The sequence below is a fragment of the Pseudomonas sp. W15Feb9B genome, from assembly GCF_000828175.1.
GTDB lineage: Bacteria > Pseudomonadota > Gammaproteobacteria > Pseudomonadales > Pseudomonadaceae > Aquipseudomonas > Aquipseudomonas parakoreensis.
This window is the reverse complement of the sequence record NZ_JTKF01000053.1, coordinates 1-21,664: the sequence shown is the minus strand read 5'-3', so window position 1 is coordinate 21,664 and position 21,664 is coordinate 1. Positions and strand designations below refer to the sequence as shown.

Here is a 21,664-nt window from a genome sequence, read left to right as displayed (position 1 = left end):
TACTCGTTCAATAATCATTGAAACTTGTGCACCTTCGTAAGTGCGCGCATCCGTTGCCTGTATTCCATGACTGTCCAGGATACTTTTATGATTCGTAAATGTTTGTTCCCCGCTGCCGGTTACGGCACGCGTTTCTTGCCGGCGACTAAAGCCATGCCGAAAGAAATGCTGCCGATCGTCAACAAGCCGTTGATCGAATACGCCGTTGAAGAAGCACGGGACGCCGGCCTGCAACACATGGCCATCGTCACCGGTCGGGGCAAGCGTGCGCTGGAAGACCACTTCGACATCAGCTACGAACTCGAACACCAGATCCGCGGCACCGAGAAAGAGAAGTTCCTCGCCGGCACCCGCGAGCTGATCGACACCTGCACCTTCTCCTACACCCGTCAGGTGGAAATGAAGGGCCTCGGTCACGCGATTCTCAGCGGCCGTCCGTTGATCGGCGATGAACCCTTCGCCGTGGTGCTGGCCGATGACCTGTGCCTGAACCTGGAAGGTGACGGTGTGCTGTCGCAGATGATCCAGCTGTACAAGAAATTCCGTTGCTCGATCGTCGCCATCCAGGAAGTCCCGACTGACCAGACCCACAAGTACGGGGTGATCGCCGGCGAACTGATGTCCGAGGGCATCTACCGGGTCAATAACATGGTGGAAAAACCGGCGCCGCAGGACGCGCCGTCGAACCTGGCGATCATCGGCCGCTACATCCTGACGCCGGACATCTTCGACCTGATCGCCGACACCCAACCGGGCAAGGGCGGCGAGATCCAGATCACCGACGCGCTGATGAAACAGGCACAGAACGGTTGCGTGCTGGCTTACAAGTTCAAGGGCCTGCGCTTTGACTGCGGCGACGCCGAGGGTTACCTGCAGGCAACCAACTTCTGCTACGACAACGTCTACCTCAAGGGCCGCTGAGACGGCCCTCGCCCACTTCTCTTTTCAGGAGGCAACCATGAACATGGCACAGCATGCAGCAGAGATTGAACGGGAGGTGGGCAACCTCGGGGCGGTGAGCTGGCTGTCACGCCATCAGCCGTTGCCCAGCGCCAACGAGTCGTGGCTGGGGAGTATTCTGCTGGTGGAACGCATCGGCATGTTTCCTTCGTCCGGCGACATTCGCCGGCCGTTAGCCGATCCCTATCCTCTGCTCGCCCATCTGAAACACCTGTATGCCGAGCAGGCGCTGGAAATGGACGATCGTGATGGGCTAAAGGTGATTTTCAGCGACTGGCGCTTCCGCGTACGTCTGTGCTGCAACGAGCCGGCGATCATCATCAATGTCGAGACGCGGTGTGCCACGCAACTGATGCCGCAGAAGACTGCGGAGCTCCTGAGCCAGATAGATCACTTCAAATAAAACACCACCCCCTGTAGGAGCTGCCGAAGGCTGCGATCTTTTGATTTTGTATTGAAGAGCAAGATCAAAAGATCGCAGCCTTCGGCAGCTCCTACAGGGGTTTGGTGGTGTCGCAACTGTCCGCGTTGATGCCACTGACGATCCAGCGATAGAAGTAATCGGCAATCACCTTCCCGCCCGTCGCGGGCTGCGGATGAATCTTGTCCGGCCCGATCATCGCCGCCGCATAGCGTTTGACGTCAGGGCCGAACGCGCATTGCAGATTGGCAAAGCCCAACTGCTGCTCATGCGCCCATGGCTGCAAGACCTGCGCATACGCCGACATCGGATAGGCACTGGACCGCGTGGTGTCCTGACGCATGATCAGGTTGATGCTCGCCGCCGGTTGAATCTCGCGGATCATCGCCACCAGGCCCTGAACGTTGCGCAGGTACTGTTCGGGTTTGACCCCGAAGCCCTGATCGTTGCCACCAAGCATGATCAGGTAAACATCGGCGGGGATCTTCGACACGGCGGCTTTCCACTGCACCTGCCATTGCGGGTTCTGGTGATAGAAATCCGCGGATGCCGCGCCCGAGGCCGCCAGTTTCGAGACCCGCACGCCGTGCTGATCGTTGCTCAGCCACAGGCCAAACAAGGTCGGCGTGCCCTTCACCACTTCCAGTTTGAATGACCAGTCTGGCGCTGAAGAGAGACCTGCAAGCGGTACTTCCTGAACGCCCGAACCCTTGAGCGTCAATGGTTTCCAGTCCTCCGAGGGTGTCCAACGGTAGCGCAGCTCACTGGCTTCGCCGTTGCCCAGATAGAGCAATTTCGCCTGGGTGACTTGGGTGTCGATGGCCGGTGTCGGGCTGGCATCGATTTGCAGCCAGGCACCGGGCTTGCCGGTCACCGTGCGGCTGTCGGGGCTGGCCTGGCCGAGGCCGGACACCTGCCAACCACCACCGAAGTACTTTTCACTGCTGCGGGTGTATTTGAAATGCGTGCCACCCAGCGCCGCACCGTGGTTGAAGCCGACGTAACCAGGGCCGGCAAATCCGACCTCGCCGGCCACGCGCTGCACCAGTTTGTTCAGGTAGAAATCCTGCCCGGCGCTGTAGCTGTCGCCGATCACCGAGACCGACAACACCTTCCCGGCCTTGCCTTCGCGCCACTGCGCAAAGCGCTCGCGGGCATCGCCCACTTCGATTACCGACGCTGCGACCGGCTGAGCGTCATTTAGTGCCAACATGCATTATTTCCTTGAGTCTGGAATGGCCCCTTCGCGAGCAGAGGTTGAGGTCATCCGCTAAATCCTTGTACACCCAAACCCTGTGGGAGCTGGCTTGCCAGCGATGACGGTGGGTCAGGCAAATAAGCTTCATCTGATCGGGCCCCATCGCTGGCAAGCCAGCTCCCACAGAGATGGTGAGTTCCAGAGATCCTTGCTCGCGAAGCTTTTCAGCTATTGGCCGGCACCACCGGAGCAATGCCCGCCACCGGTTTTTTCTTCGCCGCACGCTCGCCCAAAAACAGCACCGAAGTGACATTGAAGCGACTGAAAATCATCGACAGCACCACCGGCCCCAGCAAGCCGAAGAGCAATCCGCTGAGCACCAGAATGCTTTCGTCTTTTACCCCCAGCCGCCCCATGACAAACCGCGAAGTCGCCGCAAACAACACATGAAACAGAAAGATCGCGTAAGAGTAGCCGCCCAGCCAGGTCAGCCATTTCGAGCGCATGTCACTCGACAGCAAGGCGATGCAGGACACGCAGCCCACGGTCAAGCCAATCAGGCTGCGGCGGTCGACAATCAACTCACGGTCAATCGCCGCCACGTACAGCAGCGTCAACGAAATCAACACAAACACCAGCGGCCCGATCACCTTGAACCGCTGCTTCAACGCCTCGACATTTTCCTGGCCGATCATCCCCGCCACAAAAAACGGCAGCAGGTAAATCGCACCATTGATGCCGAACGTATCGAGCTTGAACGGTGGCAGCAGAAACAGCGCCGCTGCGAAGGCGAACAGCAGGTACAAGCGCGTCGTCGAGCGCAGCATCCCGCGCCACTCCAGCAGCCCGACGAACATGAAAATGATGAACACCGCCTGCAGGAACCAGAAGTGATTGACCGGTACCCAGAACGACAACAAGGCATCGATCACGCCGACATCCTTGTTCACCCCCGGCCCCACCGCCTGCAACACCGAGAACGGCACACCGACGCAAAACAGCGGCACGATCAGCCGTCGTACCTTGCCGCTGAAGAACGCGGAAAAGTCATTGCCGCGAATTTTGTAGATCGAATAGATGTAGCCGGAAATGAAGGTGAACAGCGGCATGCGCACGTACACCATCGAGTCGGCGATCACCCGAAACGGCGAACCGAGATCGATCTTCAGGCCTCCGCCCAACGGGCCAATGACGTGATAGAGCACCAGCAGCAGGCACGCCAGACCCCGCAGGGTTTCGATTTCCAGGGACTTTTTCTTGCTCGACATACAGCACCTGCCTCAATTCAGAACGCGTGATTCAACCCGCACCGGTTTGTTCGCACGCAACATCAGGCCCAGGCCGACAAACAGCACCGGCACCACCATGGAAAAGTGTCGGGCGAAGGAGCCGAAGTCCGGCTCGAACAAGCCTTGCACTAACAGAAACGCCAGCGGGATCGCGATCAGTTCCTTGGGTTTGGTTTCGATCGGCGCGCCTTTGTAGTCGGTGGAGGTGATGACTTTGAACAGCAGCAGCGCGGTCATGATCATCAGCGCCACAAAGATCACCTGGCCCGGCCCGGACAACAGAATCAGCTCCACCGGGAACGACAGCCGAAAGAAGATGATCATCGAGTCCAGCGCCTGCGAGACGAAGTCGCTGCCACTGAGCCACGAGACGATCAGCGATTTCGACCCCTCCTCCCCCGCCGTACGCAACTCGTTGTTGCTGGCGCGAATCGACGACACCGGAAAGCCCAGCGCCAGTTGGATCGCCATGGCCACCGCCAGGTAAAACAGGAACAGCATCAGGAAGAAAGTGAAGCGCGACACGTACTTTTTCATCACGCAGACGCCAACCCACGACAGCGAAAACAGAATCCAGTAAGGCCGGATCAGCACGCCGTAGATCACCGCCGACAGAAAAAATCCGCCGCGGTATTTGCGTGTCAGCGAGCTGAACAAAATGCTCAGCACCGCCACCGAGACGATGATTTCCTTGGTCAGGTTTTCCAGAAAAAACGAACGCACCACACCCCACAGGCACAGGGTGCCGAAGATCGCCAGCGGCATGCGCCGAAACACCACCACCGGGATCGCCGTGAGGAAGAAGTTGCAGAACATCCCGTAGGCCCAGGCGTTGGTCAGGTTGATACCGGTGGGCCGCAGCAGGAACGCCGAACACTCGTAGGAGGAGCGATCCGGCGAGAACGGGTTCCAGAAATTGCAGTTGTCGGCCCGGGCGTAGGACGACCATAAGGTCATCGCATCCGGGCCCGGATCGCGCGGGATCAGCAGCGGCATCGCCACCGACAGAAACAGCCCGGTAAACAGAATCAGGAACGACAGCGAGGAATCGAGTTTGCGTCCGCGAAACTCGATGCACGGCAACTTCAACCCCATGCCAGCGCCCCTTTTGCGCGGGTCGCTCGGGTCAACACGGCAATCACGCCAAGCTGCACGATGATCGCAAAGACATTGCCCCACGCCGCGCCATAAATCGAATAGTGCTTGATCAGCAGGTAACTGACCGGCACCGACACCAGCAAGCAGATCGCCGCGCTGGCGAATGACACCCGACTGTTTTTCGAAGCGATCAGACCACCCCAGACGATGTCGCCAATGGCCCGCAAGGCAAAGGAAAAGATCAGCACACCGAGGAGCGCGTTATCCGGACGCGGCACGCTGGTGGCGACGTAATCGAGCACCACGTTGAAGAACAGATAGATCAGCACCGCCACCGCCGCCGACACCACTAACGAGCGCATCACCCATTTATTGACGAACAATTGCTTGACCGTAAATGACTGCTGATCCGCCTGAAACCGCTTGGCCAGCACCGGAATGCCGACCACCGCCACCACCGCGTAGGACAGCGCCTGCAAAGTGTTCGCCGCCGACCACGCGTACACGTATTTACCGAGGCTGGCGTAGGGTTCGAGATCGGCAATCAGAAAGCGCTCGGCGTACTGACTGAGCGCGATCAAGCCCGTACCGAAGTAGAAGGGCAACCCGGCCTTCCACACGGTCGCGGTAGTCAGTGCTTCGCTGACCCGACCCTTGTGCACATTCACCACGATCAGGTAACCGGCGACGATCACCAGCACGTTGGCGGCCACCCACAACCACAGCACACTGGCGATGCCCGACACCCAGTCGAGCATCATCGCGCCCACCGCCAGCAGCGCCCAAAGGCCAGTCTTGATGAAAAACAGCAGCGCGCCCGCGGTGGCTTTCTGTGCGGAAAACACGAACGAGTTGATCTCGAACGACAGGTGTTCAGTGAGCAACACCAGCGTCACGCAGAGGATTAGCGCGGTGCTCGCCTCGACCTGCTGAAACAGCGAATAGATCCCCACCGTTGCCAGCGACAGCAACAGCCCCACTGCCAGGTACAGCAGCAGGACTTTGTCGACCACCCGCCGCGAGCTGCCGCCGACGCTGATCAACCGATTGATCTCGGAACTGAAACCAACGCTGTAGAACTTCGAAGCGATCAGCGACGCGGCGACCACCACGCCATAAAACCCCAGCGCTTCGTAGCCCAGGTAATGGGTGATGGCCAACACCAGCAGAAACTTCGCGCCCAAGGCTCCGCCGCGCAGCAGCAAGCGAAATATCATCGAACGACGCCTTTGATGATCTCGTCCATCATCACCGTCTTGGCTTCGATTTCGCGGCAGGTGTCGGTCAGGCGCTTGCCGAAGTTCGACAGCGCGTTCGGCGCGTACACGGTGTCGATGATGGTGTCGACATTGATGTCGCCGCCATTGATCACCCAGTCTTCCACGCCCATGTCCTGATAGGCGCCAAAGCCTTTGCGCTCGTAGCTGATGTGGTACGCCGGGACGCCGGACAACAGCGATTCGATGGCGCCGTGCAGGCGCACCGAGATCACCAGGTCCGGCTGATATTTGGCAATCGTCGCCTTCAACGACAGCAGGTCCTCGGTGATGCCCAGTTCGCGATAGAACGCACCGTCATCGTTACCGCGAACGGCACTCTGTACGGCGCAAACCACTTTGCTTTTGTTCTTCAGACGCTGCAGCAGCAACTTCAGGTTGGCGACGTAGGCGACCTTCTTTTCCTTGCTCCACTCCGGCGGCTTGCGCAGCACCACGCACACGGTGGCCGGCGATGCGGCACAGCGGGTGAACTTCGGCTGCTGAAGAATCTTGCTGGCCAATGACTGCACTGCCAGATCCGGCGCGCGATAGACGTTTGCGCAAGCATCGAACATTGCCGAGGAGCGGTTATCGCGCACGAACACCGCGTCCGCGCTGGCGTAGTGATCGACGATCTTGCGGCTCTCGCCATGGAACGGGCCGATACTTTGCGGCAGGTACACCGACGGCACCTTGCTGAGGATCGCCGTTTCCAGTTGCTTGGCGTGACCGAGTTTGAGCTTGATGTGTTCGAAGGCACTTTTCGAGCGCATGTAGCCGCCACCGACGCCGACGATCAGATCAGTCTTGCGCAGCAGATCCGCCAGCCCGGCATACGACTGATTGAGAAAAACTGCCTGCTTGACCCGCCCCAAGCCCTTGGCCGCCATCACCGGCGCGTCGAAACGCGGGTGCGGCAGGTAGGCGAAAGACTGAGGGTCGGAGGCCACGACATTGATCGAAGTGTCTTCACCAAAGTTGCGCTGCACCAACGCGATGGCCAGATCGACGAGCAGGCCGTCACCGGAATTGGACGCACTGTAGCCATGCAAAATCGTTACGTTCATAAGCTTGAGTTCTACTTAATAAGTGGGAGCGCAATACACGTCGTAGGTCTGGCGGATCATCAGGGCGGCGCTGAAGCGTTCACGCACGATGTTCCGGCCTTCGCTGCCGAGGTCGAGCAACCGCGGCTTCTGGATTCGCGCCAGCACATCGGCCAGCGCCTGGTGGTCACCGGTGGGAAAGACGTAGCCGGACACCTCATGGGTAACCAGTTCGGGCAGCGACGTGCAGTTGCTGGCGATCACCGGCAAACCCATGGCCATGCCTTCCAGCGGCACCATGGCGAAACCCTCCCAGCGGCTCGGCACGATCAGCGCGTCGGCCTGTTGATACAGCGCCTGCACTTCGCCCGGCGTGACCCACGGCAGGTACTCGACCGCGTCCATCTGCGGGCACTCGACCTTGTCCTCGTTGACCGCACTGCCAACCACGGTCAGCTTCAGATCGTTGCGCTGTACCTTGGCGAAGGCTTTGAGCAATACGTCGAAGCCTTTCTGGTAGTCGAGGCGACCGACGAACAGCAGATGAATCGGCGCGGGGTTGTCGGCCCTCGGTGCGTCATCCTTGTGCGGGATGCCGTTGTAGATCAGGCGCATGCGCTTGCGTTCGATACCGAACCGCGCGGCTTTGTCCATCTCGTAGCGGCTGACGCAAATGATCACGTCGGTGACTTTCTGCAAGACGCGCTCGATCGAGGCGTAGACCTTCTGCTTGATGGGCGAGCTTTCCATCAGGAACGAAAACGCGTGCGGGCAGTAGACGATTTTCGGCTTGCGCCACGGTCGCAGAAGCACACAGACCACGCGGCCGATCACCCCGGAAAAGGTGCTGTGCAAATGCACCACATCGGGTTTTTCCTTGAGCATCACCCGGGTCAGTTGCCAGCCAAAACGCAGCAGCGAACGCACATCACGCCCGCTGCGTTCGAACGTGCGAATCTGCTGTGCATCAATGCCGTGCAGCTCTTGTTTCTGGTCGAGCGGCACCAGATAGACCAGCTCGTAATTCGAATCCTGGCCTTCGGGCGACGCCGAGATGGTGCGGATAACGGTGGCAACCCCACCTTTTATCGTTTCAGCCACGTGCAGTATTTTCTTCACAACCCACCCACTTTCATGCCTGTTGGAACGTCCCTGATTTCAGGATTTGTCCGACGCGTATTCGTAGTTGTAATAGCCATAGCTGCCATTGCCGTAGTAGCTGGCAGCGCGCTTCTCGACGCCGTTGAACACCGCGCCCTTGAGCTCGATGCCGTTCTGCGCGAAGCGGCGAATGGTCGCTTCGATTTCCTTGGCCGGGTTCACCGCGAAACGCGTGACGATCAGGCTGATGCCGGCTTCACGTCCGACAATCGCCGCATCGGTCACCGCCAACAGGGGCGGCGTATCGATGATCACCACGTCGTAGCGCTGACTCAGCTCGGCGAGCAAATCGCGAAAGTTGGCGTGCATCAGCAACTCGGAAGGGTTCGGTGGAACCTGGCCACGGCTGATGAAGTGCAGGTTGTCGATTTCCACCGTGTTGATCGCCTGCTCGATGCTGCAGCGCTTGACCAGCAGATCCGACAGGCCATTGGCGATCGGCACATTCAGCGTCTTGTGCAGGTGGCCCTTGCGCATGTCGGCGTCGATCAGCAGCACGCGCTGACCGCTCTGCGCCATGACCGCCGCGAGGTTGGACGAGACGAAGGTCTTGCCGACCTGCGGGCTGGGGCCGGAGATCATGATGCGGTTGTTGGTCGAATCCAGCGCGGCGAAATGCAGGCAGGTGCGCAGGCTGCGGATCGACTCGATAGACAGGTCGGTCGGGTTGCGCAGCGCCAGCAGATAGGCCGGTGTTTCGGCGGTGATTTTGGCTCGGCCCTTTTTCGTGTCCTCGTCGCGCTGCAAGGCGCTGTAGGGAATCGAGGCGTACACCGGCAGCCCGAGCTGTTCGATGGCTTCCGGGCCTTCCAGACCCTTGCTCAGGGATTTGCGCAACAGCACCAGCGCCACGCCGACAAAGGCGCCGAGGAACGTTGCGATCAGCACAATCAGGGCTTTTTTCGGTTTGACCGGGCTGCTCAGGTCAACATCCGCCGGATCGATCAGGCGCACGTTGCCCACCGCACCGGCGCGAACAATGTCCAGCTCCTGGGATTTGTTCAGCAACTGCGTATAGATCTGCGAAGCCACTTCCACATCGCGGGTCAGGTTGAGCAGCTCCTGTTGCGTCGCCGGTAGATCGCCGACCTTGCCTTCCAGCGATTTCTGCTGCTGGGTCAATTCACCGATCTGCGACATCAAGGCGCGATACGCCGGATGCTGCTTGGTGAATTTGCGATCCATTTCCGCCTGCTGCATTTTCAGCTCGGAAATCCGCGTTTCCAGCGCCACGGACTGACCGAGCACCGATTGGGTTTCCAGGGAAATGTTCACGGTCTTGCCGTGGGTCTGGTAAGCGTTGAGCGCATCGCTGGCCTTGGCCAGATCACGCTTGACCTGCGGCAACTGACTTTGCAGGAACGCCAGGCTTTGCGCCGCCTCCGCCGAGGTCCGACGTACGTTCTGATCGACGTAGAGCGCGGCGATCTTGTTAAGGATTTTCACCGCCTCGGCGGCGTCGGCGCTGGCCAGCGCCAGGCGGATAATCCCCGACTCTTTACCTTGCTCGGAAATATCCAGCGCATCCTGGTAACCCTGAATGGTCACGATCCGTGGATTGCGCACCACTTCAAAGCGCGTGCCTGGATTGGCTTGCAGGCGCTCGATCAAACCTTCGACACCGTCCTGGGCGAAGGCTTCGCCGGCGACGCCCTCGACCAGCAGGTTGTCGTTGTCATCGAGCAACTGAAAGTGCTGTTGCTCACCCGCAATCAGGGTGAGCTTCTTGCCCAACAGTTCTTTGGGCAGATCGAGCCGGGCGAATTCCAGACGCTCGCCGCCCCAGGCGTAGCTGTTGAAGCCAAAACGCGGCGGCGCCACGCTGAACTCGGTTTCGCCGCGATAACGCCGGGCGAGAAAACCGCCGACCACCGGGAAGGTGTTGGGGGTGACGTCGATGTCCAGGCGCAGGTCGTCGACGGTCTTGCCGATCACCGCGCGGGATTTGATGATGCCGATTTCGGTCACCGACGGCGATTGCCCCCCGAGCATGCTGCTGAGGTCGGAAAAGCCGAGCATGTCGTTCTTTTTCGGTTCGACCTGCACCAGCGCGTTCGCCAGGTACACCGGCGTCGCCAATACCGCGTAGGCAACGCCGGCGGCCATGAAGGCACCGGTGAATGCACCGATCAGCCATTTCTGGTCGATCAAACTGCCGAATATGCCGAGAAGATCAATACTGTCTTGATCGTTATCACGGTTGGCGATTACTGACGGTAACTGCATAAGTCTTTCTTACCATTCACTGATCTGAAGAATATTCATCAATGTCCGAGGCGCTGCGCCCACGAGCTAACAGCATCTTCAATCAATGCATGGGCATGAATAAAAGCGGCCTTACCTTGACGATACGGATCCTGTATTTCTCGTTCGCTCTGCCACTTGCCAAGAAGAAATACTTTGCCTCGGGCGTGCGAAGCAATCTTCAGCACCTGATTCACATGTTGTTTTTCCATCACCAGAATCAGGTCTGATTCATTGACGATATCGGCGGTCAATTGCCGGGCCCGGAAACCCTCGGCGCTGTGCCCGTGGTCTTCCAGCACCTGGCGTGCCGAGGCTTCCATGCCTTCGCCGACTCGCGCTGCGAGGCCTGCGGAAGTCACGGAGATGGTTGAGGGGATCAGCGCGTTGCGCAGCAGAAGTTCTGCTGTCGGACTTCGGCAAATATTGCCAACGCACACAACCAGGATATTTCTGAACAAGGTTTACTTTCCTGTGTAATATCATTCTGCCAACATCTAGTGCGAATCTTAATGAACCCACTAGATCATCCTGCACTCAGAAATAGATTCGCCCTGTTAGTACCAGCGTATTAAGTACCACAGCCTCAAAAGCCGCCAAAACAGAATTACCGGACTAAAAATAACTGTGATTTTCAGGTCTTGCTTTCCTGACAAAAAATAACATTGGCGCACTTAGTGCCTTTGTTAGTTTCGAAGCAGTTATCACGAGATACTTTTTTCGCCGTTGTCATTTCTCATCAGGAGAACCGACATGAAGTCAGCACATCTCAACCGATTGGGCGCCCTGACCCTGTTGTTGCTCGGCAGCGCCAGCCAGGTCCACGCCAGTGATCTGTTCCCGGCATTACCCACCAACAAGACCATCGGGGTTCAGGTCAAAGTCCAGACCTTCTCCGCCGCCGACGCCGAGCACGTCAAAGCCACCGGCTTCAGTTTCGTACGCTTCGGCGTATGGACCGACAGCCTGAGCAGCGCGGCCTATCAGAAACAGGTCAGCGAGGCCTTCGCCGTGGCCCGCGCGGCGGGTCTGCCGGTATTGATGACCCTGCGCGCGACCAAGCCGTTGAATACCAGTGATCTGGCGAACGCTGGGGTTGCGTTTGCCAACGCGCTGACCAGTCTGGCGGCAACCTACGGTTCGCAACTGGTGGCGATTGAACTGTGGAACGAGCCGGACCTGGGCACCTACTGGCCGACCGGTAACTTCGACACGACGTTCGTGCCGTTCATGAGCTCGGCGTGCAAGACCCTGCAGGACAAGCCGCCCGCCGCCCCGGTGATCGGTTTTGGTTTTGCCCGGCCGCCAACGGCCGGCTCGGCGTCGACGGTGGCGCTTAACCGAATCGTCAGCGAGTACCCCAAGTGCCTCAACGCGGTTTCCTACCATCCGTACGGCATGACCGGTACCCAGATCAGCAACGCCCAGACGTTTATCCAGCAGAACTTCCATCTGCCGGGGGTGATCAGCGAATGGGGCATCTCGGCGCTCGCCTCCAACGGCGGGATTGAGGGGCAGGCCAGCAAAATCAGCGCATTCGTGGCCGATATCAAAACCCGCAACATTGCCCTGACCTCGATTTACGAGTGGAAAAACAGCGACACCGGCAGCAATGACCGCGAGAAGAATTTCGGTCTGTTGACGTCCGATGGCCAGCCGAAACCGGCAGAAACTGCGGTCAAAACCCAGTTGAGCCAGCAATAACCTCCATCAATGTGCTCAAGGGGCGCTGGCCGTCAGTTGCTTTGAACCTGCGGCCGATTTTGGCATCGTATTCATCGATACCGCGCCCCACCCTTCAAACAGCCATTCTCAGGTTGTTGCCCCCGGGGAACCCGTTACGCCTTGATGCCCTTGAGTGGCTGTCAACGCTCGGGTAATGTCGTCAAACCCACAGGACAGAGCACACCCATGACTTCCAAGCTGGAACAACTCAAACAGATGACCACCGTGGTTGCCGACACCGGCGACTTCGAAGCGATCGCCCGGGTCAAGCCGGTCGACGCCACCACCAACCCTTCCCTGCTGCTCAAAGCCGCCGCCATCCCGGCTTACGCCGAGCTGCTGAACGCTTGCGTCAGCGACTGCAAGGGCGACGTGGGCTTGGCCAGCGACCGTTTCGGCGTCGCCGTCGGCCAGGAAATCCTCAAAGTGATCCCGGGCCGCATTTCCACCGAAGTGGATGCGCGCCTGTCGTTCGACCAGGACGCCGTGCTCAAGCGTGCACATCGCCTGATCGAGCTGTACGACAAGGCCGGTATCGGCCGCGACCGCGTGCTGATCAAGATCGCGTCGACCTGGGAAGGCATCCGCGCAGCCGAGATCCTCGAAAAGGAAGGCATCCAGACCAACCTGACCCTGCTGTTCTCTTTCGCTCAGGCTGCTGCTTGCGCTGACGCCGGGGTGTTCCTGATCTCGCCGTTCGTGGGCCGCATCTACGACTGGTACAAGAAGGCCAATGGCAACGACTACACCGGTGCCGATGATCCGGGCGTGCAGTCGGTCACCCGCATCTACAACTACTACAAGGCCAATGACTACAAGACCGTGGTCATGGGCGCCAGCTTCCGTAACCTGAGCCAGATCGAACAACTGGCCGGCTGCGATCGCCTGACCATCAGCCCGGACCTGATCGACAAGCTGGCAGCCGACACCGGCAAACTGGAGCGCAAACTCGCCCCGGGTCACGCCGGCGAAGCGCGTCTGAGCCTCAACGAAGCGCAATTCCGCTGGCTGTCCAACGAAGACGCGATGGCTACCGAGAAACTGGCTGAGGGCATCCGTCAGTTTGCCCGTGACCAGGAGAAGCTCGAGGCGCTGTTGCAGGCCAAGCTGTGATCTGAGCGGTTGAAATGCAAAAAGGGCGAACCCGGTTGGGTTCGCCCTTTTTTGTTGGTGTTGCCCAGTGCAAATGATGACTTATGGCTGGTAGTGTCCCTGTGGCGAGGGAGCTTGCTCCCGCTGGGCTGCGAAGCGGCCCAATTGGCTATCCGGGTCCTTCAGACACCGTGCTGGCAGGTTTTATGGCTGCTGCGCAGCCAGGCGGGAGCAAGCTCCCTCGCCACAGAGGCCACTCAATGCCGCTCGAGGGCATTCACCAGGTCATGGAAGGCTTCACGGTTGGAATCGTTCAGCCCCATGAGGATCTTGTGCGCTTCAAGCACCTTGATCCGCACCACTTCTTCTGACTGGTCCTGATCCGGCAGGTCGTCCAGGCACTCGGGGCACGGCACCGGATGGTTGACGATGTTGAACACCTGCTCGAAGCCCATCGACTGCAGCAGCCGGGTGATGTCTTCGTGGGTGGTGACGACGGTCGGCAGCAGGCCGACCTTTTGCCGCGACAGGATCGACAGTTTGGCCAGCAGGCCGAGGGTGGTGCTGTCGATGCTGCGGGTTTCGGTCAAATCGATCACGATCGCGTTGAAATTCAACGCGGTGAAGATTTTCTCAATAGTCGCATCCAACGCCGAACACAGGGTCAGGCGAACTTCACCGACGAACTTCAGGACGAAGGTGCCGTCCTGCTCGGCGAACTGGATTCTACCGGTACTCATTGAAGGTTCCTGCTCAACACCAACAGGGCGATATCATCCGGCATCTCCCCTAGCGTGGCCAATCCAAACACTTGCCGCAGACCATCCAGGCTGCCGCCCGCCGACTTCACCCGTTGTGGCAAAGCGGCTTCTTTTTCCTTGAGCGTAGGTTCTGGCAACAGATCCAGAATACCGTCAGACATCAGCGTCAGGCTGAACGTCGGTGGCAGCTCAAGCACGTGATCTTCGTAGGTGGCCTCGTTGAAAAGGCCCACTGGCAAACCGCGGCCTTCGAGGTAACGAACACTGTCAGGCGTGTACAACACAGGCAACGGCAGATGGCCGCCGATGCTATAGGTCAACAAACCGGTCTCCTCGTCGATGACTCCACCGACCATTGTGACGTGTTTGCCCAGCTTACAACTGATCAGCCCCCGGTTGATATGACCAAGGACTTCCGAAGGCTTGAATTCCGGCAATGTGCCGTTGCGCTTGGATTCGAACAGCAAGCGCGTGGTCATGAACTTCAGCAGCACGGTGACGAACGCTGAAGAGGCACCATGCCCCGACACGTCGGCCAGGTAGAACGCCACCCGACGCTCGTCGACGCGGAAGTAGTCGACAAAATCACCCGACAGGTACAGCGACGGGATGATCTGGTGGGCAAACTGGAACTCGTCGATGCGCCACGGGCTTTCCGGCAGCATGTTCATCTGCACCTGGCGACCGGCGTTCTGGTCTTCCTGCAGCAGGTTCAGGCTGGCTTCAAGCTCGCGGTTGGCCTTCTCCAGCTTCTCGCGGTAGCGCTGGTTCTCCAGCAGCAGGCGCGCACGATCCAGCGCGCGACGCACCGAGTGCTCGAGCACGGCCAGGTCTTCAAGAGGCTTGATCAGGTAGTCCGCCGCACCCAGGCGCAGCGCCTCGACCGCGTCGTTCATCACGCCGGCACCCGAAACGACGATCATCGGCGTTTGCGGTGACCGCTCGGTGACCTGACGGATGAGTTCGAGACCACCCATCTGCGGCATGCGCAGATCGCAGATGACCAAGTCGGGCTTGTCTTGCTCGAATACCTGAAGACCCTGTTGGCCGTTGCTGGCCTGCAGGACGCTGAAACCACTGTCTTCCAAATAGGCCGCGAGGCTCGCGCGCACTACTTCGTCATCATCGATTATCAGCAGCGTGGCACTGGTTTTTGGCATGTGGGCAAACGGCGCCAGAATTAGGTTGGCGTAGCAGGCGGGGCATCGGCCCGGCTCAGACTACTGGATTCGCTTTCTAGCCTCTCTGCTGCACCGCTTTCGGGCAGTGGCCCGGAACGCGATTGCACCAGAGGTGCCCTTCTAAGGCGCAGACGGTACTCCCATCCGCGGGGCGTTTCAAGCATGCGCCGATGGTCGCTTGACGACTTTACTTGTCAAATCACCGAGAGTTATAAGAACCGCTCAAACCGTAACCCAATGGAAGGTCAAAACCATGAGTCAAACCGGTCGGGACTACAGCGAAAAGCGTGATTTCATCCGCATGCGGGTCGATGCCGATGTGGTGTTGATCCATGAAGGTGATGAGGTATCAGCCGTGTGCATCGACCTCTCGAGCAGCGGCATGCAGGTTGAGGCACCGCGCCAGTTCACGGTTGGCGACCGCTTGAGTGTGCGCATCGACTCCGATCATGCCGCCTTGAGCGGGCTGGAAGCGGAGACCGAAGTGGTCTGGGTCAAGGCCCAGGATGGCGACAGCCAGAAGCTCGGCCTGAGCATTCTGAAGATGAAATAAGCGCACACAAAAAAGGCGGCCTCACAGGCCGCCTTCTGTCATCGGTCGAGATTAAAAATCATCTTCGACGTGACCATCCTTGACCTTGAACTCGCGATTCTGCAGGTAGGCGTTGCGGATGAAGGTGTACTTGTCGCCGCTGATCAGCTTCTCGCTCGACAGCAGGCTGGCGCGGGTGTCGACGATGTTCAGGCCGAACACCGAGTTACGCACAGGCACGTCGTTGATGTAGCGGTACGGACCGGTGTAGCTGTCGACGTACTTCGACGGCGCATCACGCAGGGTGCTCGGGCCGAGCAACGGCAGCATCACGTAAGGGCCGCTGCTGACGCCCCAGTAACCGAGGGTCTGACCGAAGTCCTCATCGCTGCGATTCAGGCCCATTTTGGTGCCGACATCGAAGAAGCCCAGCAGGCCGAACGTGGTGTTGAAGATGATGCGCGCGGTATCGACACCAGCGGCTGCGGGCTTGGCCTGCAGAATATTGTTCGCCAGGTTGGTGACGTCACCGACGTTGCGGAACATGTTGTGGATGCCGTCTTCAAGGAACTGCGGCGTCACGTACTCGTAGCCCTGCGCCAGCGGCTTGAGCGCGTAGGTGTCAACGAAGTCGTTGAACTGGAAGATCGGGCGGTTGACGCTTTCCCAAGGGTCTTCTTCCGTTGCAGCATTGGCGGCGAACGGAACCAGCAAGACGCTGGCACATACACATAGCTGAGCGAGAGGATTGCTCCAGCGCATAGAAAAGCTCCTTGGATTCGTACTGGCGCGGGCACCGTCGGCCCAAGCGTTAAGACCGCTAGTATAAGCGCAAAAGCCGTTTTGGGCAGTCTACCTGTCAAGAGTAATGCAGGACGTTTCCAGAGAGCGCCTTCACACACCTGTCATCCAGCTGTCACCGATGTCGCCTAACCTCGTGACTATTTCAGGGACGTTGCCATGACCCACGCTGAAGCCTTGCCTGTCGCCGCGCCCGGCCTGACCGCCGTGCTGTTCGGACTCAGTGGCTGTCTGGTGGATTTCGGTGCCCGTGCCCGGCAACACGCCAGCATGCTGCCCGAGCACGCCGACGCCACACCCGGCGCCCTCGACAGCCTGCTCAGCCTGCAGCGCCAGGAGATTCCCTGTGCGTGGATCGATGAGTTGCCCCCTGCCCTCGCGCACCCTTTGGCGGCCTCGCTGCCGGCGTGGATCAAACCAACGCAATATTCAGCAACAATCAATCCATGGCCCGCGCCGAATGCCTGCTGGCAGGCACTGATGGGCTTGAACGTCAGCCGCCTGGATGGCTGCGTGCTGGTCAGTGGCGAGCCGCGCCTGCTGCAAGCGGGCCTCAACGCCGGACTGTGGACCATTGGCCTGGCCTCCTGCGGCTCGTTGTGCGGCCTGTCGCCGAGCGAGTGGCAAGCCTTGAGCCAACAGGAACGCGAACAGCGCCGCGGCAAGGCGACCCTGCAGTTGTTCAATCTGGGCGTGCATTCGGTGATCGACCACCTGGGCGAACTCGACACCTGCCTGGCCGACATCAACCTGCGCCGCCTCAAGGGCGAAAAGCCCTGACCGGGATCATGCAGGTTGCAACAGAGTGGATTAATCTAAAGGTCAGCCATAGACCTTTGGCGCGCGGCTGCGGTCAATGCCAGTGCCTCTTGATAAAAGGAAACCACCATGCCCGCCCAAGAACTGCAAAAACAACTCGACACCCTGCGCGAGCAACTGGAGCAGAATCCGCCGCTGTCCGAAGCCGAGCGTGAAGATCTGCATGCGCTGATGGCGCAGATTGAAACCGAAATCAAACTGGAAAGCGCCACCCAGGACGCCAGTATCGCCGATGGCGTGAACCTGGCGGTTGACCGCTTTGAACTCGAACACCCGGCCATTGCCGGCACCCTGCGCAATATCGTCAATGCGCTGGGCAGCATGGGGATCTGATTCCCGGGTATCCCAAAAAAGCAAAAGATCGCAGCCTGCGGCAGCTCCTACAGGGAATCTCATGTAGGAGCTGCCGCAGGCTGCGACCTTTTGATCTTACTGACGGACCAGTCGGTGGTTCGGCAGTTGTACCGCTTCAGTGCTGCGATACGGGTTGATATCCAGCCCGCCGCGGCGCACATACCGTGCAAACACCGTGAGCTTCTCCGGCTTCAGCAAACGCTGCAGGTCGAGGAAGATCCGCTCCACACACTGCTCGTGGAAGTCCGAGTGCTGGCGGAAGCTGACGATGTATTCCAGCAGGCTCGCGTGATCCAGCGCCGCGCCACGATATTCCAAGACCACGCTGCCCCAGTCTGGCTGGCTGGTCACCGGGCAGTTGGATTTGAGCAGATGGCTGTGCACGCTCTCTTCGACAATCCGCGAATCATCGCAACGCAGCAGTTCCGGACGCGGATGCTCATAGTTGCTGACGCTGATGTCCAGATCGTCGATGCACACGCCCGGCAACGCCACGACGCCTTCGGCTTCGACCTCTTTCAGGCTGCGTACGCGTACGCCGACCGGTTTGCCGGCAGCGGCCGACAGGTCCTTGACCAGCGTCGCTTCCAGGCTGGCGATGTCGGCAAACGGCGTCTGGTTCAGCGAGTTCAGGTACAACTTGAACGACTTCGATTCGATGATGTTCGGCGAATCCGCCGGAATGCTGAATTCACCGATCGCCACCACCGGTTTGCCCGACGGCAGCAGCCACGACAGTTCGAAGCAGTTCCAGAAATCCACACCTTTATACGGCAGGGTTTCGGCGGTCAGGCCCAGTTCGGCCCATTTCGCGGTGCGCGGAATCGGGAACAGCAGTGACGGCGTGTACGTGGCGATGTATTCGCTGGATTTGCCCAGCGGCGAATGTTCGGCTGCGGGATGCATGGCGGAAACCTGACTGAAGAATCAGCGGATTCTATCAGCCTTTGCGCCCGCCTTTGAGTGCTTACTGACTGACAGTCAGTTTGCCGACCATGCCCGCCTGGTAGTGACCGGGAATGTTGCAGGCAAATTCCAGGTTGGTGGCCTTGCTGAAGGTCCAGGTCAGCTCGGCGGTCTTGCCCGGCTCGACCAGCACGCTGTTGGGGTCGTCGTGCTTCATGCCGTGGCCCATGCTGGCGTGATCCATGCCCGCCATGTCGTGGGACATTTCTTTCATGCCGGTAGGCGTCAGCATGCCGCTTTGCTGCATCTGCAGCATTTCCTGCTGGTGTCTGGCATGCATCGCCGCGTCACCGAGGTTGAATTCGTGCAGCAACTGACCTTTATTCACCAGGACAAAGCGAACCGTCTCACCGGCCTTGACCTGAATCGCCTTGGGGTCGAACGACATGTCGTTCAGTACAACTTCAATGCTGCGAGTAGCCTTGGCTGCTGGTGCCGGTTGGCCAAAATCATAAGTGTGTGCGGGCGCGGCCCAGACAGGTGAACTCAACGCCAGTAAACAGGCGGCGACGGCCAGAGGATTGCGCAACAACATAGTCATACTCCAACAAGAAAAGGTTCAGCCTGTGGGAAACTCTAGCCCGCCTGCGCTGGCAGCTACCTGACAGGCAGATTACAACTTTGTCAGGTTGGCGCGCGCCGTCTGTTCCCACGGTATAACGTTTTCGTTTCTCTATATCCGAGTCGCCCATGAAACTGCTGATCGTCGAAGACCAACCGAAAACCGGCCACTACCTGCGCCAGGGCTTGACCGAGGCCGGGTTCAACACGGAACTGGTGGCCGACGGCAACAGCGGCCAGCAACTGGCGTTGAGCGGTGATTATGCGCTGCTGATCCTCGACGTGATGCTGCCCGGGCGCAGTGGCTGGCAGATTCTGCACGCGGTGCGCAGTGCCGGCCTCGACACGCCGGTACTGTTTCTCACCGCCAAAGATGCAGTCGAGGATCGGGTTCATGGCCTCGAACTCGGCGCCGACGACTATCTGGTCAAACCGTTCGCCTTCTCCGAGTTGCTGGCGCGGGTGCGCAGCCTGCTACGCCGGGGCAGTGCGACACCCCAGGAAACCAGTCTGCAACTGGCCGACCTGCGCCTGGACCTGATTCGCCGCCGGGTCGAACGCAGTGGCCAGCGCATCGACCTCACCGCCAAGGAATTCGCCCTGCTGGAAATGCTCCTGCGCCGTCAGGGTGAAGTGTTGCCGAAATCGTTGATTGCCTCGCAAGTCTGGGACATGAACTTTGACAGCGACACCAACGTGATCGAAGTGGCGATCCGTCGCCTGCGCCTGAAGATCGACGATGACTTCCCCAACAAACTGATCCACACCGTGCGTGGCATGGGTTACGTGCTTGAAGAGCGTCCAGCCTGATGCGTCGCCTGTCGCTGAGTTCTCGTCTGGCTCTGCTGTTTGCCGCGTGCACCGCCGTGGTCTCGCTGTTCGCCGGAGTGCTGTTCAGCCGCGCCAGCGAGGCGCACTTCATTGAGCTCGATCAGCAATTGCTGGATGGCAAACTGATCGGCCTGCGCCGGGCCTTGCAGGATGTGCAACCCGCTCAGCGTGAGGCGCGGCTGGCGGATGAGCTGAGCCGCCAGGCCGATCTGGCGCTGCGTATTACCGGCAGTGACGGTCAGCGCTGGTACGACAGTTCGACGCAGATCCCTACGGAGTTGCCGAAACAATCCGGCCTGTCGACCATCAGCCATGACGGCGCCGACTACCGCGTGCTCAACGCCCCGCTCTACCCGGACAAGTCCGATACACCACAACTGACGCTGCTGCTGGACATCACCCACCACCAGCACTTCCTGCAACGGATGCAGCATCTGATCTGGCTGACCGTCGGGCTGTCGGCGCTGGCCACCGCACTGCTCGGCGCCTGGGCGGCGCGCAGCGGCTTGCGTCCACTGCGGCGCATGAGTGCAGTTGCCCGTGGGATTTCTGCACAATCGCTCAATGCCCGACTGCCGGAAGCGCAAATGCCGCCGGAGCTTGCGGAAATGGCCCACAGCTTCAACGCCATGCTCGGACGCCTCGATGACTCGTTTCAACGGCTGTCGGCGTTTTCTGCCGACATCGCCCATGAACTGCGCACACCGCTGTCGAACCTGCTGACCCACACCCAGGTCACCCTCACTCGCCCGCGGCCGCTTGAGGATTACCGCGAAGCCCTGCACAGCAACCTCGAAGAACTGCAATGGATGGCACAGCTGGTCAACGACATGCTTTATCTGGCCAAGGCTGACCATGGTTTGCTGATGCCCAAGCGTGAGGTGCTGGAGCTGGCGGATGAGAGCGATGTGTTGCTTGAATTCTTCGCGCCACTGGCCGAAGACGCCGGGGTGACGCTGAGCCGCCAAGGTCATGCGCGAATAAAGGGCGATAGCAGCATGCTGCGCCGGGCCTTGTCGAATCTGCTGGATAACGCGCTGCGTTTTACTCCGGTGGCGGGCAGCGTGCGCCTGTCCATCGTCGATCAGCCACACGCGGTGCAGGTGTCGGTGGAGAACAGTGGCGAAGAGATTTCGGCAGAGCTGTTACCACGGCTGTTTGACCGGTTCTATCGCGCCGATCCGGCGCGGCAGGAAGGCAGCAGTGAGCATGCGGGGTTGGGGCTGGCGATTACCCAATCGATCGTCCGGGCGCATGGTGGGCAGATCCGTTGCGAATCGGCTGCGGGGTGGACGCGGTTTGTGATCGAGTTGCCCAAGGAGGCTTGAGGCCAGCGGGTACGGCCCCATCGCGGGCAAGCCCGCT

At 59.6% G+C, this 21,664-nt stretch carries 22 protein-coding genes; 9 read left to right on the top strand and 13 right to left on the bottom strand.

Annotated features, from left to right (window positions below; genetic code table 11):
* The first annotated feature begins 87 nt into the window (after nt 1–87).
* Together galU and OC71_RS23885 are read left to right on the top strand one after the other, a co-directional pair.
* Nucleotides 88–921, top strand: coding sequence for a UTP--glucose-1-phosphate uridylyltransferase GalU (galU, locus tag OC71_RS23890; RefSeq protein WP_041074030.1), 834 nt, complete (start codon nt 88–90; stop codon nt 919–921).
* A gap of 37 nt (nt 922–958) precedes the next feature.
* The gene (locus OC71_RS23885; protein WP_041074028.1) at nt 959–1,363 is read left to right on the top strand and encodes a mannose-1-phosphate guanylyltransferase; all 405 of its coding nucleotides are present in this window, start codon (nt 959–961) and stop codon (nt 1,361–1,363) included.
* Between the two features lie 91 nt (nt 1,364–1,454).
* On the opposite strand, the gene OC71_RS23880 is transcribed toward OC71_RS23885, so the two are convergent.
* The 8 genes from OC71_RS23880 to OC71_RS23845 all read right to left on the bottom strand — a co-directional run bounded on the left by OC71_RS23880 (nt 1,455) and on the right by OC71_RS23845 (nt 11,137).
* Nucleotides 1,455–2,594 (bottom strand): GDSL-type esterase/lipase family protein, encoded by a 1,140-nt coding sequence (locus tag OC71_RS23880; RefSeq protein ID WP_041074026.1) that lies wholly within the window; start codon nt 2,592–2,594, stop codon nt 1,455–1,457.
* A gap of 209 nt (nt 2,595–2,803) precedes the next feature.
* Nucleotides 2,804–3,847 (bottom strand): acyltransferase family protein, encoded by a 1,044-nt coding sequence (locus tag OC71_RS23875; protein WP_041074024.1) that lies wholly within the window; start codon nt 3,845–3,847, stop codon nt 2,804–2,806.
* Between the two features lie 12 nt (nt 3,848–3,859).
* Complete coding sequence (locus OC71_RS23870; RefSeq protein WP_027611477.1) at nt 3,860–4,963, bottom strand: hypothetical protein; 1,104 nt, start codon at nt 4,961–4,963, stop codon at nt 3,860–3,862.
* Complete coding sequence (locus OC71_RS23865; protein ID WP_041074022.1) at nt 4,954–6,183, bottom strand: polysaccharide biosynthesis C-terminal domain-containing protein; 1,230 nt, start codon at nt 6,181–6,183, stop codon at nt 4,954–4,956. The genes OC71_RS23870 and OC71_RS23865 overlap by 10 nt, the downstream gene beginning before the upstream one ends.
* Nucleotides 6,180–7,292, bottom strand: coding sequence for a polysaccharide pyruvyl transferase family protein (locus tag OC71_RS23860; protein ID WP_041074020.1), 1,113 nt, complete (start codon nt 7,290–7,292; stop codon nt 6,180–6,182). The genes OC71_RS23865 and OC71_RS23860 overlap by 4 nt, the downstream gene beginning before the upstream one ends.
* Nucleotides 7,293–7,307: 15 nt before the next feature.
* Nucleotides 7,308–8,390, bottom strand: a complete 1,083-nt coding sequence (locus tag OC71_RS23855) for a glycosyltransferase (RefSeq protein WP_041074018.1) — start codon at nt 8,388–8,390, stop codon at nt 7,308–7,310.
* A gap of 39 nt (nt 8,391–8,429) precedes the next feature.
* A complete protein-coding gene (locus OC71_RS23850) occupies nt 8,430–10,658 on the bottom strand; it encodes a polysaccharide biosynthesis tyrosine autokinase (RefSeq protein WP_041074016.1) in 2,229 nt (742 codons plus the stop codon).
* A 38-nt stretch (nt 10,659–10,696) separates the two neighbouring features.
* Complete coding sequence (locus tag OC71_RS23845) at nt 10,697–11,137, bottom strand: low molecular weight protein-tyrosine-phosphatase (protein WP_041074014.1); 441 nt, start codon at nt 11,135–11,137, stop codon at nt 10,697–10,699.
* 292 nt (nt 11,138–11,429) lie between these two features.
* On the opposite strand from OC71_RS23845, the gene OC71_RS23840 reads away from it, so the two are divergent.
* Together OC71_RS23840 and tal are read left to right on the top strand one after the other, a co-directional pair.
* On the top strand, nt 11,430–12,380 hold the full coding sequence (locus OC71_RS23840) for a hypothetical protein (RefSeq protein WP_041074012.1): 951 nt from the start codon (nt 11,430–11,432) through the stop codon (nt 12,378–12,380).
* 207 nt (nt 12,381–12,587) lie between these two features.
* The gene (tal, locus tag OC71_RS23835) at nt 12,588–13,514 is read left to right on the top strand and encodes a transaldolase (protein WP_027611470.1); all 927 of its coding nucleotides are present in this window, start codon (nt 12,588–12,590) and stop codon (nt 13,512–13,514) included.
* Nucleotides 13,515–13,750: 236 nt separating this feature from the next.
* On the opposite strand, the gene rssC is transcribed toward tal, so the two are convergent.
* Both rssC and rssB read right to left on the bottom strand, forming a co-directional pair.
* Entirely contained in the window at nt 13,751–14,233 is a 483-nt protein-coding gene (rssC, locus tag OC71_RS23830; protein ID WP_003226553.1) for an anti-sigma factor antagonist RssC, read from the bottom strand.
* Entirely contained in the window at nt 14,230–15,414 is a 1,185-nt protein-coding gene (gene rssB, locus OC71_RS23825; RefSeq protein WP_041074010.1) for a two-component system response regulator RssB, read from the bottom strand. The genes rssC and rssB overlap by 4 nt, the downstream gene beginning before the upstream one ends.
* Nucleotides 15,415–15,688: 274 nt before the next feature.
* Between rssB and OC71_RS23820 the strand changes: the two genes are divergently transcribed.
* Complete coding sequence (locus tag OC71_RS23820) at nt 15,689–15,988, top strand: PilZ domain-containing protein (protein ID WP_041074008.1); 300 nt, start codon at nt 15,689–15,691, stop codon at nt 15,986–15,988.
* A gap of 51 nt (nt 15,989–16,039) precedes the next feature.
* On the opposite strand, the gene OC71_RS23815 is transcribed toward OC71_RS23820, so the two are convergent.
* A complete protein-coding gene (locus tag OC71_RS23815; RefSeq protein WP_041074007.1) occupies nt 16,040–16,729 on the bottom strand; it encodes a VacJ family lipoprotein in 690 nt (229 codons plus the stop codon).
* A 198-nt stretch (nt 16,730–16,927) separates the two neighbouring features.
* Between OC71_RS23815 and OC71_RS23810 the strand changes: the two genes are divergently transcribed.
* The gene (locus OC71_RS23810; RefSeq protein WP_041074005.1) at nt 16,928–17,548 is read left to right on the top strand and encodes a hypothetical protein; all 621 of its coding nucleotides are present in this window, start codon (nt 16,928–16,930) and stop codon (nt 17,546–17,548) included.
* A gap of 108 nt (nt 17,549–17,656) precedes the next feature.
* Nucleotides 17,657–17,920: a DUF4404 family protein gene (locus OC71_RS23805; RefSeq protein WP_041074003.1), complete on the top strand. Its 264-nt coding sequence runs from the start codon at nt 17,657–17,659 to the stop codon at nt 17,918–17,920.
* 96 nt (nt 17,921–18,016) lie between these two features.
* On the opposite strand, the gene queF is transcribed toward OC71_RS23805, so the two are convergent.
* Both queF and OC71_RS23795 read right to left on the bottom strand, forming a co-directional pair.
* A complete protein-coding gene (gene queF / locus OC71_RS23800) occupies nt 18,017–18,847 on the bottom strand; it encodes an NADPH-dependent 7-cyano-7-deazaguanine reductase QueF (protein WP_041074001.1) in 831 nt (276 codons plus the stop codon).
* Between the two features lie 61 nt (nt 18,848–18,908).
* Nucleotides 18,909–19,442 carry a plastocyanin/azurin family copper-binding protein gene (locus OC71_RS23795; protein ID WP_041073999.1) on the bottom strand — a complete coding sequence of 178 codons (534 nt, stop codon included), beginning with the start codon at nt 19,440–19,442 and terminating at the stop codon, nt 18,909–18,911.
* A 155-nt stretch (nt 19,443–19,597) separates the two neighbouring features.
* Between OC71_RS23795 and OC71_RS23790 the strand changes: the two genes are divergently transcribed.
* Together OC71_RS23790 and OC71_RS23785 are read left to right on the top strand one after the other, a co-directional pair.
* Nucleotides 19,598–20,278, top strand: coding sequence for a heavy metal response regulator transcription factor (locus OC71_RS23790; protein ID WP_041073997.1), 681 nt, complete (start codon nt 19,598–19,600; stop codon nt 20,276–20,278).
* Nucleotides 20,278–21,627, top strand: a complete 1,350-nt coding sequence (locus OC71_RS23785; protein ID WP_041073995.1) for a heavy metal sensor histidine kinase — start codon at nt 20,278–20,280, stop codon at nt 21,625–21,627. Before OC71_RS23790 ends, OC71_RS23785 begins: the two co-directional genes overlap by 1 nt.
* Nucleotides 21,628–21,664: the final 37 nt, after the last annotated feature.